The organism is Prosthecobacter gellanilyticus, assembly GCF_007992435.1.
Lineage (GTDB): Bacteria > Verrucomicrobiota > Verrucomicrobiia > Verrucomicrobiales > Verrucomicrobiaceae > Prosthecobacter > Prosthecobacter gellanilyticus.
The window spans coordinates 160,282-176,389 of sequence record NZ_BKAG01000003.1; the positions used below are offsets into that span (position 1 = coordinate 160,282).

Sequence of the window (16,108 nt, forward strand, 5' to 3'; positions counted from 1 at the left end):
ATGCAAAAAGGAAAAAAACTCATCATCACCTTCCAGGATGTCTTCCTCTTCCTGACCAGGTTCGTCAAACATTGGAAAATTGCATCGCTGCTGTTCTCCCTGGGGCTCGCCGCGTCCCTGCTCTACTACACTTACGGGCGGCCCACCTATTACTCACGCTCCCTCGTCGCTTATGACAGCGTGAACCTGCCCATCAAGTCGGAAACCAGTGATGGTTCTGACGGTCGCGGCAAATGGGCTCACATCTCCAACGTTCTCACCTCGGCGCTGAATTCCCGCTGGTTGGTGGAGCACACGGCCAAGACCCTCGGCCTTGTGGAAACTCCCGGTGAGTATGAGATGATCCGCAATCGTTACGTCTCCTCCATCCGTGTGACCCTGGTTCCAGGAAACATCCTCCAGATCGAGATTTACGCCTACCAGCCCTGGCTGGTGGAGAAGTGGCCCCAGGCGATGCTCGATACCTACAAGACTTACACGCAGCAGCAGCGGTCCCGCTTCAAGGACAATGCAGTCGAGGAGTACACGAAGGACCTGGACCGTCTGAAGACGCGCATCGCGAGCGAGCAGAATGCGACCGCCAAGTTTGAAGAAGACAATCACCTGATCGAACAGTACATCGCCAACAACGGCCTTGAGTCAGTGCCAGGTGAGATGCTGACCACCAAGAACCGCATGGATTCCATGCAGCAGGTGATTGAAATGATCGAGAGCGGCAAGCTTCCCGCCGTCGAGCAGCTTTCCCTCCTCAAAAAATTCCGTGGGACCCCGGTGCCGGTGGGCACCATCATGCGCAACTCTCGTCCTGATGAAGTCGTCAGCATCGCTGCGCCTATCGCCGGTTCCACGGTCGCCGGACTGTCCTCAGACTCTCCTTCCGCCCCGATCCCTGCGGTGCCGGCTGGCGCATCGGCGGGCGCCATGATGATTGCCGCCATGTCCCAGCCCAAGATCGTGGTTCCCTCCATGGTGGAGGAACTGGAACCCTGGGAACGCACCGAGCGTGACCTTCGCGTCGCCCGCCAGAAGCGCGAGCAGGCGGCCCAGACTTATCTCCCTGGTCATGAGATCATGAGGAACCTGGACCGTGAGATCACGGATCTGGAGGCCAGCCTGAGTTCTGAGGTCAACACCGCCATCACCTCTTTCCGTCTGCAGAAGGAGCAGATGGCTGCCCGCATGCAGGAGCTGAGCAAAAAGATGCCGGATTACCGCCGCGTCCTCAACGACTTCGATCACTACAAGCGTGAGTACAGCCTCATGTCGAGCGGCAAGCTGCTCTGGGAGTCCGCCTATGCGGATCTGAGCAAGCGCCTCACCGCCATGGACTACACAGGCATTGATGTGCGCGTGGAGTTTGAGTGGCAGGGCTTCACCTACCTCCGCAATGACGTGCCGATCAGCCCGAACAAGCAGAAGCTGCTGCTCTACGGCGTGATGCTCGGCGTGGGTTGCGCCGCCGGCGGTTGCTTCGGTCTGGAGAAACTCCGCTCCACCACCTCTCTGGTGACGGAGACAGAAAAGCTGACCGGCCTGAATGCCGTCGGGGTGGTGCCGCTGCTCGCCAACTCCGCCCAGGTGGAGACGCTCGCCATCAACGAGCATGGCCTCGCCAATGCGGACGTGAACATCGGTGAGACCTTCCGTATCATCCGCTCCTCCATCCCGCTCTACGTGCCGGGTGAGAACAAGTGCCAGGTCATCATGGTCACCTCCTCCCGTCCGAGCGAAGGCAAGACCATGGTCAGCAGCCTGCTCGCGCGTTCCTTTGCTGATGCAGATCAGAAGACTCTCCTCATCGACGCCGACATGCGCCGCGGTCGTGTCCATCGTGTCTTTGACATGGAGCCAGGCATCGGCCTTAGCGGCTTCCTGGCTGGCGAGGTCAGCCAGCTCACGGATGCCGTGATCAAGACGGACTCGCCGAAGCTCGAAGTTCTCAGCCGTGGTAAAAACTCGGCACCACGTTTCGAGATTCTCAGCGCTGCCCGCTTCGTCAATACCATCAACGACCTGCGCAAGCAGTATGACCGCATCATCATCGATACTCCGCCGCTGCTCGGTCTCGCGGATTCCATCATGGTGAGCAAGTGCGTGGACGGTGCCATCTTCGTGATCCGTGCAGAGCAGACGACCCAGCGTGACATCGCCACCGCGATGGAGGTGCTGGTCGGCACGCGCACGCCGATCTATGGCTTCGTTCTCAACGGCGTCGATCTCTCGCGCATGGAGAACTACTATTACTACTCCTCGTATTATCCCAAGTACTACGACCCGAGTTATGTGCTTCAGCACGCTGATGCCTGAGTGCACGGCGTGATTCAGGGCGGGCTCTCCCGCCTCTGAACGCCCACCCCCTGCCGTCACCGTGGACTACTTTGCCATTCGCGTCGCCATCCTCCTCTGGCTTGTCAGGCCGCAGGACTGGATGAGTGGTTTCGGAGGCTTCCAGTTCATGCAGTACGCCATGCTGCTGGCCATCATCGGCGTTTACCGGCGTCCGGAGGGCTTCAGCTTCAAGATGCTCTTCTACTCCCCGGCGGACTGGCTGGCCCTGACCTATCTCGGCTGGATCGTTTATACCACAGGAGACTGGATCGGCACGGCGCGCGCGCTGCTGCCCTTCGCGGCCTTCTATTACTGCACGGCCCTCACCTTGAATTCGGTCGAGAGGATGAAGGGGTTCATCAATTATTGGGTGGCTGGCCTGGGTATCGTCGGGATCTTCGCGGTCTCCACCAACTTTGGTTTTGATCTGGCGCCTGGCTCCGCAGACCTCACCAGCTCCTTTGGTGGACGACTGGCGCTGAACACCTGGATCTTCAACAATCCCAACGGCCTCGGCCACGGTCTTGTGGCCCTGATTCCACTCGCCTACGTGTGGCTGATCTGGAGGCGCCCGGGCAATATGAAGTTGCTCGGCTTCGGGTTGATCGCCATCGCCGCGTACACCGCCTATCTCACGCAGTCCAAAGGTGCCTACCTCTGCGGCGCGGCCGCTCTCACCGTGGTCTGGCTCTTCAGAAAACCGAAATTCCTGCAGCTGACCATCATCTTTGTGGTGCTCACGGCAGGGGTCGCGGCCATCAAGCTCCTGCCGCGTATGGAAACCCTCAGTGACAAGGAGGACGGCATCGCGGGTCGTCTCATGATCTGGCAGATGGCCTACAATGCCATGGCTAACACAAGGACCGGAGAGGGCTGGAAGAAGTTCGAAGCGTGGGTGCAGAGCGAGGAATATGGCCTCTTCAGAAAAGCCACTCACGGGTCCTACGCCAATGTCGGCGCTGACCTCGGCTATCCTGGTTTGTTCCTTTTCGTCGGCCTCATGTATGCCGGTGCCCGCACGCTCTACCAGACACGGCTGGACCCGGATGAGTCGGATGAAACGACGGAATCGGTCCGATGTCAGCGCGCGCTTCTCTCGCTGCTCAGTTCATTCGCCATTTCTGCCTGGATCCTGGACCGCGCCTATCACACGGACTACTTTATTCTGGCCGGTGCCATCGCTGCCTTCCACAGGATCATGAGCCAGAGGAAGGTGCCTGAAGCTGAAGCGCAGACCGTTCCCGTGGAAGACGCGCCGCAGTCATCACTCGCGCTCGCCTGGGGTCCTCAGTCGGCTCTGGTTCCTCCGCTGGCTCCCAGCCCGTTGATCGCTTTCGAGCGCCAGCCCGCGCTGGATGTCTCCGCCGGACTTCTCCCCTCCGTCACCCAACCCATGGTGGCCTTTGAGCGGCAGCCCGGCTTGGAGATGACCCCTGCTTTCCCTGGAAATCCCTCTCACGTGGTCGTCTTGGAGGGAGGTCCGGAGGATGAGTCTTTGCAGGCTCCGCTGGTCTGGCCGCGGCTGACGCTGATGGACTTCATCCTCATGACCGCCGCCCTTTTCGCTGTCATCTTCGTTTGGGAGAGAATGATGACGAACTTCATCTCTCTCTGATGCCCTTCATGTCAGCTCCTGTGGATACTCCTGCCCCTCCTGCCTCGGCCTTACGTCCCATCACAGGCACGGGCCGGACTCTGCAGCAGCTCTGGAATCACTTTCAGGTCGAGAAATCCCTGGGTGATCAGATCCGTGCCAGCCGCCGTGAAGACCGTGCCGCGCTCTTTGCCCGTCTCTATGACGAGCTCTTTGCCAAGGTGCCGGATCATCCGCGTCTGCATCGCCGTGAGAGCGAGGCCGAAAGCCAGCGCAGCGTGCAGGCACGTCTCGGCATTTTAAAAGGATTGCTCAGCAAGGACACCGTCTTCATGGAGATCGCTCCCGGTGACTGCCGTCTCGCCTGTGCCGTTGCAGCCCAGGTCAAAGACGCATACGCCGCAGACATCTCAGACCAGCGTGCGCCTGGCCTCGTCTGTCCGCCGAACTTCCACATGACGGTCTTTGATGGCTTCCATCTCGATCTTCCGCCCGCGAGTGTGGATGTGGCTTTCAGCTACCAGTTCCTCGAGCACCTGCATCCAGATGATGTCGCACCGCACATGGAGCTCGTGGCCCGTGCTCTGAAACCCGGCGGCGTGTATGTGCTGGATACCCCGCACTCTTTTTCGGGTCCGCACGATATCTCCCGCTACTTCACGCACACCGCGCAGGGCTTTCACATGCATGAGTGGACGTATCGTGAGCTCGCGCAGTTAGGCCGTGCGCATGGTTTTGATCGTATGAGCGTCTTCCGCTTTGGTCAGCGCTGGGACACACCTCTGGCATCAGTGGTGACCCAGGGCATTGAGGCCGTCCTCGGTCTGCTGCCCGCGAACCTGCGCTGGCGCCTGAGCCAGCGTCCGTTTGGCGGAGTCACCGTCGGGCTTTGGCGCAGTCGCTAAAAGCCTGCGCGTAGGCCCTGGCCATGCCATCCCAGGAGAAGATTCTCTCCGCTCGCGCCCGGCCGCGCTTCCCTTGCTCCTGCCAGCGATCCAGCGGCATCATGAGCAGCGTCCGCAATTCAGCGCTCAGCTTTTCGACCGTGCTCAGATCACGGATCCAGCCGCCTTCATCCGCGCCGAAAAGCTCACGGGCTCCGCAGATATCATTGGTTAGGACCGGCACACCCGAAGCCATCGCCTCCAGGGTCGCGTTGGAAAGCCCTTCATTGCTGGATGGAACGATCAAGGCGTCCATGGACTGATACCACGGCACGGGATCTGTCTGATAGCCCGCCATTGTGATCCGTGAGGCAAAGAGGCTCGTCGCCACCTGCTTCGTCACTGCCTCTTTTTCAGGCCCGCCTTCACCGACCATGAGCAGATGCAGATCGGGATGATCCGCCGCCACCTTCTCGAAAGCTTCCACCAGCGCCGCATGACGTTTAAAGCCGCCGAAGCGTGCCACGATGCCCAGGATGCGCGCCTTGGCAGGCAACCGAGTCCTTTGCCGGACCTCCTCATGAGGCGCAGGACGGAAGCGTTCTGTATCCACGCCATTGATCAAGGCTAACAAACGATGATGTTTGAGGCCAAGGGCTGATAACTCTTCCTTCTGTCCGACGGAGACCGTGTGCACACCAGCACAGGCACGATACAGCAGCCTGCGCGGCCAGAGCTTCTTCCAGGCACGCTCGGAAGCGTTGAGCTGTGCGTGCTCTCCATGCAGGATCGGCACAGTCCTGCCGCCATGCGTGGCCAGCGCCGCATACACCAGAGGACCCCAGTTGTGTGTGTGGACCAGATCATAGGCGCCTTCGTTCAAAAGAGCCTGGATCTGCCTCACGGCGCTCCATTGAAAGCCCTCAGCCTTCTTCAGCGCGGTCACGGGAATGCCGTCACGCAGACGAGCGGCATGCACACCCTCATGCCTCAGGCAGACGACATGAAACCGATACGCCTCCGGATCCATCCGGTTCATCAGAGACACCAGCTGCGCCTCCATGCCTCCCGCATCCAGAGAGTCCACCACTTGCAGAATGTTCAGCATCTCGTTTCCTTTAAAAATCATTTGGTTACGCGAGGCGCGCCAATCATCACGCCAAAGCGCTGTGTGATGGCTGCATGCTCTTTCTCCGCCCACGCCTCATCCGCTTCATCGAGCCGCTTCGGATTCGGGCACCACTGCATCCGCGCCAGATCCCGTGTCCAGTTTTGTCCAGCCGCCAGGGCATGCTTCTTCAGATGCTCGTTGAGGATCTCGCTGCTGCGGCGCGTGCCGATGCCATCACTCAAAGCCCGTGCACGCGGCTGCAAGGTCGCGGCTGAGTTGATCAAGGCCATGATGTCCTGGGCCAAATGGCTTTCACGCAGGAACCTGCCCGTCTGCTCATTGATGAACCTCGAAGAGCCAATGTGAGCACTTTCCATCAAACCCACCGGAGTATCAGCAAACAACGACTCCGCCACCGCCACGCATGAGCCTTCCCGCAAAGACAGGACAATGCTCGCTTTCGCACGTGCGAGTGACTCCAGCACCTGCGGATGCGGCATGCTGACACGCAGCTCAAACCGATCCCGCACGCCAAAGGCCTCGGCCTCTCGCAGCACATCTTTCTGATCACGATTCCCGTCCTTCTGCCCGATCAGCAGCACGCGCAGATCACTTGGCATTTCACGCAGCGCCTGGAAGAAGCGCACATGCCGTTTGAAGCGCGCGAAGTTGGCCACCATCACCAGATCCAGATCACGTTCACTCTTCGCCCGTGGTGAGAAGACCTCCTCGTTCACCCAGCTTGAGGCCAGCAGGGAGATCATCTGGTAGTTGCTGCTCAGGCGCGGCAGCGTGGTCATGTCATCATCATGACTGATCAGGCAGTGCACTGGCTTCGGCCAGAGCGTGGGGAAGATCACATTCAGCGGTGAATGCGGCGGGCTCCAGGTCGGTGAGACCACCAGTGTGTAGTCCTTCGCCAGTTGATCCACTTCCGGCAGCCTCAGCAGCTGCGCCCACTGATGCTCGAAGGAGATGAAGAGCACTCCCGGTTCATCATCGGAGACCTTGGGTTTCAAGATCACGCCCTTTTGCAGTAGCATCGGCCCTGGCTGCGGCTCACGGGTCAGCGCTGCTGTCCACTCGGACCGTGAGAAGCTCGCATCATCACGCACCTTTAGCAGCTCGAGCTCCACGGCGCGGTGTTTATCGCCTTGCTCGATCAAGCGCAGCGCGCTGCATAGATGACGGATCTTCAGCACAGCCTGCGCAGCCGTTTGCACTTTCACACGGCGTGCCTTGATCAGGTAGACAGAGGCCACCGCGCGCCGGACCAAGGTAGAGCCGAGCAGGGAGCTGGTGCAGCCTAGCCAAAAACGTTGAAACACATTCAGCGCGCTCATTCAAAAAGACGATCGTGTTGCCAAGGTCCGAGGACTGGATATGAGGATGCTCCGCATGTCGTGATGAGCTTGCCGAACCAGGAAATACCGCGAAAGCGCTTCGAAGCCCTTGATTCGCTACGATTCATGGCGGCGATGATTGCCCTCATCGCTCATGCGCGGGAGATGCATGATGCCCTGCCACAGGCGAGTCGTTTTTGGGGCTGTGTCTTTCATCGTGAATCTGCCATTGGCTTCTTCTTCGCTCTGAGCGGCTTTGTGCTGCATCTGAGCTGGTGTGGTGCATGGCCGGGCATCGCGACCTGGTCGGGCTTCATGGTTAGGCGCGTCTTCCGTCTGCATCCGCTCTATCTGGTGTCCCTTGTGCTGGCCCTGCTGGTGGTGACCCTGGTGCCTCTGGGCGGCACCTTCTGGTATCAGGAAAACCCGCCGTGGGCCACGACCTATGACATGAATCATTTCAGTCTTCGTTCGTGGATGGATCATCTGCTGCTCATCACCCCCGGCATCGAGACCAATTTCCTGAACCCGCCCATCTGGACTCTTGCCGGAGAAATGAAGGTCGCGCTCATTTTCCCGTGGCTCTCGTGGTTGATCGCCAGACTGCCCATGGTCCTCAGCCTGATCTTCGTCACCCTCGGGATGCTGTTCGCCCCACAGATTGGCCATGCGACTCTGCCCACCGCCTCGCTGCTGCCTGTCTTCATGATCGGTGCCTGGGGTGCGCAGCATCACGAGAGACTCGCGGTATTGTTGAAGAGCCGTTTTGAATGGCGGAACACTTTGCTGTTATTGTTAGGCCTCACCATCTACGGCACCGCAGCTCTTTTGCGAAAGCGTCATGACCGCGATGCCGAGCTGCTGCAGTATCAGATGGCCGGCGCCGGCAGTGTCCTCATCATGCTGGCGGTGATCCATGTGCGGGCCTTCAACGACTTCCTGTGCGGCCGGGTTTTGCTGCTCGGAGGCAGGCTCTCCTACGGCATCTATGTCTTCCACTACCCGGTCTATCTGGGCCTGCTCTGCTACAGCACGCGCGATGCCTGGTCCGCCGCTGTCTTCTTCATCACCGGCCTCATGGTCACCTTCATCCTCGCCTGGGTGCTGAACCGATGGCTCGAAGTCCCCATGATCAAAGCGGGTCGATCCATCGCGAACCGCATAAGTCCCACCCGACCAAAGCTGGCTGCGCAAGGCTGAGAAGGTCAGGCCTTCTTGCGCGCATGAAAGCACCAGCCCAGCGTGTTCCGCTGATCCGTGTCAAAGCGGTCCAGCCACATGAGCGGCAGCTTCAGGGCAAAGCCGAACAAAATGCGTGACACGAGCATCAGCGGCACGCGCAGAATCGCCGGCATGCTCGTGCGCTTCAGCATCGTGGCGGTGTAGTGCAGGTTCGTCGCCAGCATGCTGAAGTGACCACCCTGCGCCACACGGGCCTCCACCGTCAGTCCGTTTTGCTCCAGCAGCAGCTCGATGCCGAAACGCGTCGGATTGAAGTAATGCCAGGGCAGATTGTGCAGCCAAGCGGACTGCGGCGCGCTGATGAAGAGATGGCCACCCGGCCTCAGCACACGCGCCAGCTCGGCCACGGTCTTCGGAGGTGATTGCACATGCTCCAGCACCTGGGTGCAGATCACTGCGTCAAAGCTCGCGTCCTCATAGGTCATGGCGGACACATCCATCACATCATCCACACCGGGACCGGCGTTGAAGTCATTCGTGCGCAGTGTGGCACCGGTGGCCAGCAGTTCAGGGCGCATCACCTGCTCCGGCAGATGACCGGAGCCGGCATCCAGCAGCAGCATGCCCGGCTTCAGCGCAGGCACGGCATGATGACGGATGAACTCGGAGATGTGAAAGCGGTCGATCTGCATGCGCTCATGCCAGCGTGCGGGAAGGAGGCTGCGGCCGAGAGAGGTCTGGCCAGAGGTGGGAGTGCTCATGGGAGAAGAGAGAGAAAAGAGTAATCAGTCACGCATCGGAGAAGCTGCCTGCAGCAGACGGCTCATCATGGCCTCGCAGGCGGCAAGCAGCACCGGAGGAATCTCATCCGGCAAAGGCTTCTCACGATCCCGATGTTCGGGGAAGTCGGAGTAGCGCTCGTCAAAAGTCATGTCGAGATGCCTGCCCAGCACACGCAGGGCCTCACGCGGATGCTTGATGAGGTCCGCATAGTGCAGCGCGATCAAGTTGGGGTGCGCATTGTCAAAGAGCAGCGAATTTCGCGCTAACCAAAAGAGTGCAAAACCAGCCGTCGGAGTCGTGGCCAGATGCCGGTGCGTGCGGATGAACTCGCGCATCTCAGCGCCGAGGCTCTCCGCCTTCCAGGAAGCCTCGTTCAGCTCCAGCAGATCTTTCAGATAAGGCATCGGCTCATAGCGGCCACGGTAGTAGGTCAGATGAGACAGGATGACCTCGCGATAGTGCCGGAAGATGAACACACCCTTTGATTTTGGCCACTTGTCCAGAAGCTCGGCCGCACGCTGGGTGTCATGCAGAGGCTTGATCAGCACGATGTCATTGCGCTCACTGCGGCGCAGCTTCTCCACCTCCTCATCAGGGATCAGGCGGATGTAGCGCGGATCCTCGGTCGGGGTTTGCCAGAAGTAAGGCGGATCTCCCTCGCCATAGTCGCTCACGCGCGGATCGAAGCCGATGAAGTTCCGCAGCATGGTGGTGCCACTGCGCTGGCAGCCGAAGATGAAAACCAGGCGCGGATCCTCACAAGGATGCATCACCGCATGGACGCGGGTGCGCAGCTTGTTGACCTTGTAGGAGGTCATCAGACGCCAGGAGGCACGTTGAAGCAGATTCATGAAGAGATGCAGGCAGGGCTCGCTTTAAAAGAGAAGGGCGCTATGCTCGGCTAGAACCATGGGAAGCCAAGGAGAAGCGAGTATCAGCAAGCACAAGGCCACGACAAATGTGTCCCTGGTGTTTCGTCACTTTCATCCCATCCTGGCGGGTGCTGCGGAGCGCTTTCGCCGCTACAGCATCCCGCTCGCCAAGGAGGGCCTGACTTTTCAAACCTACACGCTGCGGGAAGGTGAGGAGCATCTCGAGGAAGAGACTCTGCATGCAGGGCTGCATGTCCGCCGCATCACGGTGAATGGCGGTGCGTGGCAGCGGGACGCGGTGCTTTTCCAAAAGGCTTACGAGACTCTGGCTCGTCTTCCGGCGCATGGCCAGGTGCTGCAGACCTCGCTCGCGCATGGTCTCGCCCGTCCGTGGTTGAAACGTGCACGCGCTCATGGTGTCGGCTGCTTGTATGTCGGCACCATGGTCGGAGATGACGATGTTCCCGCGCCCCTGTGGCGTCGCATCCTGCAGCGCTGGCGCATGCGCCAGGACTACGCGCACTTTCACACACTGGTGGCCAGCACCGGTGTCATGGCGCAGTGGTTTGAGCAGCGCGGCATTCGCAAGAACCGCATCGAAATCATTCCCAATGGAGTCGACACCACGCGCTTCCGTCCGGCGGCGGATGCCAGTGAGAAGGCCGCGCTTCGCACCGAGCTCGGCATTTCTCTGGAAGCAAAACTGGTTGTCTTTGTCGGCAGCATCGTGCCGCGAAAAGGTGTGGACCTCTTGCTGCGTTCCTGGCCGGAAACTCTCGCTCATCATCCGGACGCGAGACTTGCCCTGGTGGGCGGCTTTGAGCGTCCCACCTTCATGACGCAGGATCGCATCGCCGCTCTCACGGAGTATCAAAATGGTGTGCGCGCTCTCGCTGAATCCGCCGACGTGCGTGGCAGCGTGCAGTTCGTGCCGGAAACTCCGACGGTGGAAAAGTGGCTGCGTGCCGCGGATGTGTTTGTCTTTCCTTCCGAGCAGGAAGGCATGGGCAATGTGGTGCTCGAGGCCATGGCCTGTGGGCTGCCTTCGGTGATCACACGTTTCAAAGGCCTGCCCGAAGGCGAGTTCGGCGAGCCTGGATGCGAGTTTCATCTGGTGCCGCGCACGGAGGCAGATCTCACCGCTGGTCTGCGGACTGCTCTGGCTGATCCGAAGCACGGAGAGATCATGGGCAAGCATGCTCGTGATTGGATCCGGGACCGCATGGACCTTCGTCTCACGCTGGCTCGATACGCGCAGCTTTATCATCGGCTGGGTCATCGTCATTGAGGCTGCGGTAGAGAGGCCAGTTCCTCGGCCCGCTCACGGTGGTAACGTTCGCGTGCTTCACGGATGGCCGTGAGATGCGCCTCCATCTGTGCGCTGCTCATGCGGAAACCAAAAGCTCCTGGCGTAGCAGGCGCCTCATCGCTGAAAAGCCGGTCCAGCAGCTTGTCACCCAGCGCTTGGGTGAAGTGGCTGGACTCCAGGTAGTAAGTCGCCAGTCCCTTCTCAGGCACAGGCTCGGTGGTGAACTCATTGTAGCCGCTGAAGTCGAGCAGGGGAAAGGCAGACTGCTTGGAATCCACGGCCTCTTTCTCGACCTCCGCAGTGATCCACTTCTTCCACTCCTCAAAGAGCGCAGCCTGGCCGCAGCGGTCCAGCATCTCTAGATAGCGTGCATGCACAGGAGCCACGGCCAGTCGCAGATCCACGGAGTGCCTTCTCGCCACGGCAAGGATGTCGCGAAAAACCTGCTGGGCTTCCTCATCCAGGTGCGTCGGAGCCGTGCCGGCGGTCATGAAGCGCTTCTCATAGGCCAGGAAGGCCCTCAGCGCGCCTCCCTTGGCTTTGACACGCGCATTCTCCACGGAGACGTCACGCGATCCATTCGCCAGATAGCTTTTCTCGCCCTGCCTACCTAAAAGTGTGTTCAGGCTGCCTGACGTTGCATCCCAGGAGCAGAGCCCGAGCAGGTAGTCTTCCGCGGAGAATCCTTGTAAACGCTCCTCGCTGAAGTCTGGTGAGTTCCGTCCGCCAGGAAGAAAGGCCGTGAAGTCCAGCAGCAGCATGGCCTGCTTCACCTGCGCTTGGGAGCAGGCGAACTCGAAGTAGCTTTTGATCTCGTAAAGCCGGGCATCAGAAAGGCCGAGGTTGTAGGCAGGCCTGGCCTTCCAGCCTGCATGCTCCGGACTGAGCCCCGTTTCAGCACGCGAGCTTCCCAGAATGACGGCCTGCGGCTTCACATGACGGACCTGCATGGCCTTCACCAGCCGAAGATGGGTGAACGTCTCCGGCTTCGATTTCGCCGGCAGCCAGTCCGTGGCAAAGAGGCAGTAGGGATTCGCGGCACGGTTCAGCAGCACGGCCAGCCCAAGCAGTGCGATCAACCCGAGCGCGAGCTGCAGGATGAATCTCCGGTGGAATGCCGCCTCCATGTCAGGTCAGATCAGAACTGGAAGTATAGGAACTCGCTGATGCGGCCGAGATGCAGCAAAGACAGCGTCAATGCCGCGGCGATGACCACCGCCCAGCGTGGCGAGGGCATCCACTGCCAGCGGGTGGACTCTTCCGGCAGGCCTGCCTGGTTAGGCGGTGTGAAGAAGGCGCGCGTGATCTGCAGCGTGTTTGGCAATGCCACTGCCGCAACCAGCAGACCTGCCAGCACTGCCATTTGCACGGGACCGCCAAAGATCTGCCAGTCCGCATGCGCGGTGACCCCGATCTTCGACAAGAAGGGCAGCTTCTCCAGCCAGCCGGGCGGCACCTGCATGCCGTTCAAGCCGAACAAACTTTGAATCAGTGACCCGGCCGTGGCAATGTTCGGCGAGCGGAAGAGCGTCCATCCCATGATCACCGCCAGGAAGGTCAGCGACCAGGACAAGACCGTTCCAGGCAGACGTGGCAGACGCTGCATCAGCCCTGCCTGTGTGGAGGCATGATTGATCAACAGGCAAACACCATGCCACAGTCCCCACAGCGCGAAGGTCCAGCCTGCGCCATGCCAGAGACCGCCGATGAACATGACCAGCACCAGGTTCACACTGCGGCGCAGCGGTCCTTTGCGGCTGCCGCCGAGCGGAATGTAGAGATAGTCACGCAGGAATGACGACAGCGTGATGTGCCAGCGTCGCCAGAAGTCCACGATGCTTTGGGCCTTGTAGGGCGAGAAGAAGTTCGCCGGCAGATCCACGCCAAACATTCGCGCAAGGCCGAGTGCCATGTCCGAGTAGCCGGAGAAGTCAAAGTAGAGCTGCAACGTGTAAGCCAGCACCGCCACCCAGGCATCCAGCATGGCCACATGCGAAACGTCATGCACGTGATCGAACACGGGCGAAACCCACACGGCCACGGAGTCCGCCACGACCATCTTCTTGAACAGACCCAGGCTCAGCAGCGTGAAACCCACGGAGAGATCCGACCATGGAAACACGCGCTCACGTGGCCGCTTGAGCTGCGGCAGCATCTCATGTGGACGCACGATCGGCCCCGCGATGAGCTGCGGGAAGAAGGTCACGTATAACAGATAATGCCGGAAGCTCGTGCCCTGGTCTTTGCCAGCGCGGCAGTGCAGCAGGTAGGTCAGTTGATGGAAGGTGAAGAAGGAGATGCCAAGTGGCAGCTCCAGCGGCTGGCCATGCCACTCCTGGCCAAACAGCGCCGCCACATTGCTGGCGAAGAAGTGCCAGTACTTGAACCAGCCTAACAATCCGAGGTTGATGATGACACCCGCGACCAGCAGCCAGTTGGAGCTTTGCGCACCTTGATGTGAGAGCCGGCGTGCCAGCAGATAGTTCAGCGTCACTGAGCCCAGCAGCAGCGGCACATGGGTAGGATTCCACCAGCCGTAAAAAACCACGGAAGCCGCGGCCAGCCATGTCCACGCAGCTTCCAGTCCACGCCAGCGGAAGGCGAGGCCAAAGCCCAGCATCGCCAGCGGAAGGAAGGCGAAGAGGAAGATGCCGGAATTGAAAAGCATGACGTCAGGTCAATGCCAGAAGCTGTTGCGCGAACTCAGCGATGGGATTCTCCGGGACATCACGGCGGATGCGATCATACGCCATGCGGCCCATGCTCTGCCACTGCCCGCGCTGGTTCCAGGCGCGCTCCAGAGCCTCGCCGATATGCCTTGCCGTCGGTGCCTCGGCGAGGAAGCCATTCTCACCCTCGGTGATCAGCTCTGCATGTCCCGCGATGTCGGTGGCCAGAGCCGGACGTCCGCAGAACAGTGCTTCCACCAGTGAGAGCGGCATGCCCTCGTTTCGTGAAGGCTGCGCGATGAGGTGATGATCAAGCCAGATGTCCTCCACCGAGTTCACGTGCCCTTTGAAGTGTACCCGTGAGGAGATGCCGAGCTTCTTCGCGAGTCGTTCCATGCCGTGACGATTCTCACCATCACCAAAGAACGAGAGATGCAGATCACGCTGGCCCCAAACCGGATCCGCGAACGCCTGAATCAAGAGATCATGCCCTTTGGGACGTGTCTGCATCCTCGCCACGCAGGCCATGCGCAGCGGTGAGTCACTCGCAGGCCAGGTGAAAGGTGCCTCGCGGTTCACCTTGACCGGATTCCTAACCACAAGTGCGTTGTTCAGCACCGTGCCGATCTGGTCTTCGAAATCTGTTTGATTGCGCTCTGACACCCAGAAGGTCCGTGCAGCATTCGTGAAGACAGGTGCGAGACGCTCAGCGAGACCATCCTTCGGCCAGTCGCTCGAAATGATGCCATGCGTCACCACGGAAGTGCTGATGCCCGCCTCTTGCAGCGCTTTCAGCCAGGGCAGGCAGGAGTGGTCATTGCCCTGCGAGACGAGGACCTGATCCGGCTTCCATGAGCCACCAGCAAGCTGCTGAGCCATGCCCGTCTCCGCCTTGCCGCCTTTCAAGAGCGGGCGCAGCCATCGGTTGAACCTCCAGCTTTGCGCGATGCGCATCACTGGCACACCGAGGCTCACCAGTTCCTGCACGCGTGCAGGCTCCCACTTCAGCCAGCAAACTGCAGCACGCACCTCATGTCCGGCGCGTGCCAGATGTGCTGCGGTTTCCAGCCAGAGATTCTCTGCCGCGCCGATGCCGTGATGGCTGCTCAGAAAGAGGATGCGCGCCATGAGACTCAGTTCTTGGTCGCCACATCCCAGGCCTCACTCATCGTGGCACAGCGGGTCATGCCGCGTGTGTTCTCACGCTGACGCCGCTGCTTGATCCGCCACTCGCTGAGCCGACGACGAAACGGCGTCGGGATCAGCGCGGCGATGCTGGAAGACTTGCCCGCAGGCTTCTCCGTCTTTGCGGGCTGCTCATCTTCCCGACCTTGATCCCAGCGCACCGAGTAGTCACTCTGCTGCACCTCGCCGATCTGCGCGCCTGCGCTCTTCTCAGCCACGAAGAGCAGGCTGAGCCTTTCTGTGGGATTGAACTGCAGCCGCTTGCCGGTATCCGCTGGATCCTGCAAGGCATGGTAGACAGGCGGATTGGTCAGCGAGACGAGCGCTGCAAAGCGCACACGGAAGCCATGATCTTTGGCAAAGGTGCGGTAAAACAGCTCCGGGCTGAACTGGTAGAAGCCGTGGCCCATCCAATTGTTCACCGGGCACTGCGTGATGAAGAGACCACCGGGCTTCAGCAACGCGGAGCAATTGCGGATGGCCGTTGGAAAATCAAAGATGTGCTCCAGCGAGCCGCCATCGAAGACCCAGTCCCACTTGCCATGATGCTCCGCCGGAAGCGGCGTGTTCATGTCATGCACCACGCCTGCGCCTTGATAGCGGGTGACATCGAGCGCCGCGACCTTTTGAAAACCCATGCGCTCAAAAAACGGCTCAGCGTAGGTCGTGTCGGTCATCTTCGCATCGGCCAGATCATCCAGCTTCAAGCGATGCTCCTGCCCGAGACGCGCGGCCTCGGCAGGTGAGATGCGCAGCCATTGCCGGCCCAGCATGAGGAAGTCGGAAGCGTTCGGTTGCAGCTTGCGACAGTGCAAAAGAAGTTCGGCGCTGATCGAATTGAGAGCCAT

The 16,108-nt window shown here is 60.2% G+C and carries 13 protein-coding genes; 5 read left to right on the top strand and 8 right to left on the bottom strand.

Translation table 11 applies throughout. The features are described from left to right. The 3 genes from BGE01nite_RS03620 to BGE01nite_RS03630 all read left to right on the top strand — a co-directional run bounded on the left by BGE01nite_RS03620 (position 1) and on the right by BGE01nite_RS03630 (position 4,827). Positions 1 to 2,307 (top strand): polysaccharide biosynthesis tyrosine autokinase, encoded by a 2,307-nt coding sequence (locus tag BGE01nite_RS03620; RefSeq protein WP_146848901.1) that lies wholly within the window; start codon positions 1 to 3, stop codon positions 2,305 to 2,307. 61 nt (positions 2,308 to 2,368) lie between these two features. Continuing rightward, on the top strand, positions 2,369 to 3,943 hold the full coding sequence (locus tag BGE01nite_RS03625; RefSeq protein WP_146848902.1) for an O-antigen ligase family protein: 1,575 nt from the start codon (positions 2,369 to 2,371) through the stop codon (positions 3,941 to 3,943). An 8-nt stretch (positions 3,944 to 3,951) separates the two neighbouring features. Then, positions 3,952 to 4,827 (top strand): class I SAM-dependent methyltransferase, encoded by an 876-nt coding sequence (locus tag BGE01nite_RS03630; RefSeq protein ID WP_170266566.1) that lies wholly within the window; start codon positions 3,952 to 3,954, stop codon positions 4,825 to 4,827. Here the strand turns inward: BGE01nite_RS03630 and BGE01nite_RS03635 are convergent. Both BGE01nite_RS03635 and BGE01nite_RS03640 read right to left on the bottom strand, forming a co-directional pair. Further along, entirely contained in the window at positions 4,799 to 5,914 is a 1,116-nt protein-coding gene (locus tag BGE01nite_RS03635) for a glycosyltransferase (RefSeq protein ID WP_170266567.1), read from the bottom strand. The genes BGE01nite_RS03630 and BGE01nite_RS03635 overlap by 29 nt on opposite strands. Positions 5,915 to 5,931: 17 nt before the next feature. Then, entirely contained in the window at positions 5,932 to 7,260 is a 1,329-nt protein-coding gene (locus BGE01nite_RS03640) for a glycosyltransferase (protein WP_146848905.1), read from the bottom strand. Positions 7,261 to 7,323: 63 nt separating this feature from the next. On the opposite strand from BGE01nite_RS03640, the gene BGE01nite_RS03645 reads away from it, so the two are divergent. Next, complete coding sequence (locus BGE01nite_RS03645; protein WP_146848906.1) at positions 7,324 to 8,460, top strand: acyltransferase family protein; 1,137 nt, start codon at positions 7,324 to 7,326, stop codon at positions 8,458 to 8,460. A 5-nt stretch (positions 8,461 to 8,465) separates the two neighbouring features. Here the strand turns inward: BGE01nite_RS03645 and BGE01nite_RS03650 are convergent, their stop codons facing one another. Together BGE01nite_RS03650 and BGE01nite_RS03655 are read right to left on the bottom strand one after the other, a co-directional pair. Beyond that, on the bottom strand, positions 8,466 to 9,203 hold the full coding sequence (locus BGE01nite_RS03650) for a class I SAM-dependent methyltransferase (RefSeq protein WP_146848907.1): 738 nt from the start codon (positions 9,201 to 9,203) through the stop codon (positions 8,466 to 8,468). Positions 9,204 to 9,227: 24 nt separating this feature from the next. Continuing rightward, positions 9,228 to 10,076, bottom strand: coding sequence for a sulfotransferase (locus BGE01nite_RS03655; protein WP_146848908.1), 849 nt, complete (start codon positions 10,074 to 10,076; stop codon positions 9,228 to 9,230). 58 nt (positions 10,077 to 10,134) lie between these two features. On the opposite strand from BGE01nite_RS03655, the gene BGE01nite_RS03660 reads away from it, so the two are divergent. Continuing rightward, positions 10,135 to 11,385, top strand: coding sequence for a glycosyltransferase family 4 protein (locus BGE01nite_RS03660; protein ID WP_146848909.1), 1,251 nt, complete (start codon positions 10,135 to 10,137; stop codon positions 11,383 to 11,385). Here the strand turns inward: BGE01nite_RS03660 and BGE01nite_RS03665 are convergent. From BGE01nite_RS03665 to BGE01nite_RS03680, 4 genes are read right to left on the bottom strand one after another with little or no spacing between them, the layout of a single operon-like run. Next, positions 11,379 to 12,533 (bottom strand): hypothetical protein, encoded by a 1,155-nt coding sequence (locus BGE01nite_RS03665; RefSeq protein WP_146848910.1) that lies wholly within the window; start codon positions 12,531 to 12,533, stop codon positions 11,379 to 11,381. The two genes, BGE01nite_RS03660 and BGE01nite_RS03665, sit on opposite strands and share 7 nt — an antisense overlap. Before the next feature lie 11 nt (positions 12,534 to 12,544). Then, entirely contained in the window at positions 12,545 to 14,074 is a 1,530-nt protein-coding gene (locus BGE01nite_RS03670) for an MBOAT family O-acyltransferase (protein WP_146848911.1), read from the bottom strand. A gap of 4 nt (positions 14,075 to 14,078) precedes the next feature. Further along, positions 14,079 to 15,203, bottom strand: a complete 1,125-nt coding sequence (locus BGE01nite_RS03675; RefSeq protein ID WP_146848912.1) for a glycosyltransferase family 4 protein — start codon at positions 15,201 to 15,203, stop codon at positions 14,079 to 14,081. A gap of 5 nt (positions 15,204 to 15,208) precedes the next feature. After that, positions 15,209 to 16,108, bottom strand: a complete 900-nt coding sequence (locus BGE01nite_RS03680) for a class I SAM-dependent methyltransferase (RefSeq protein ID WP_146848913.1) — start codon at positions 16,106 to 16,108, stop codon at positions 15,209 to 15,211.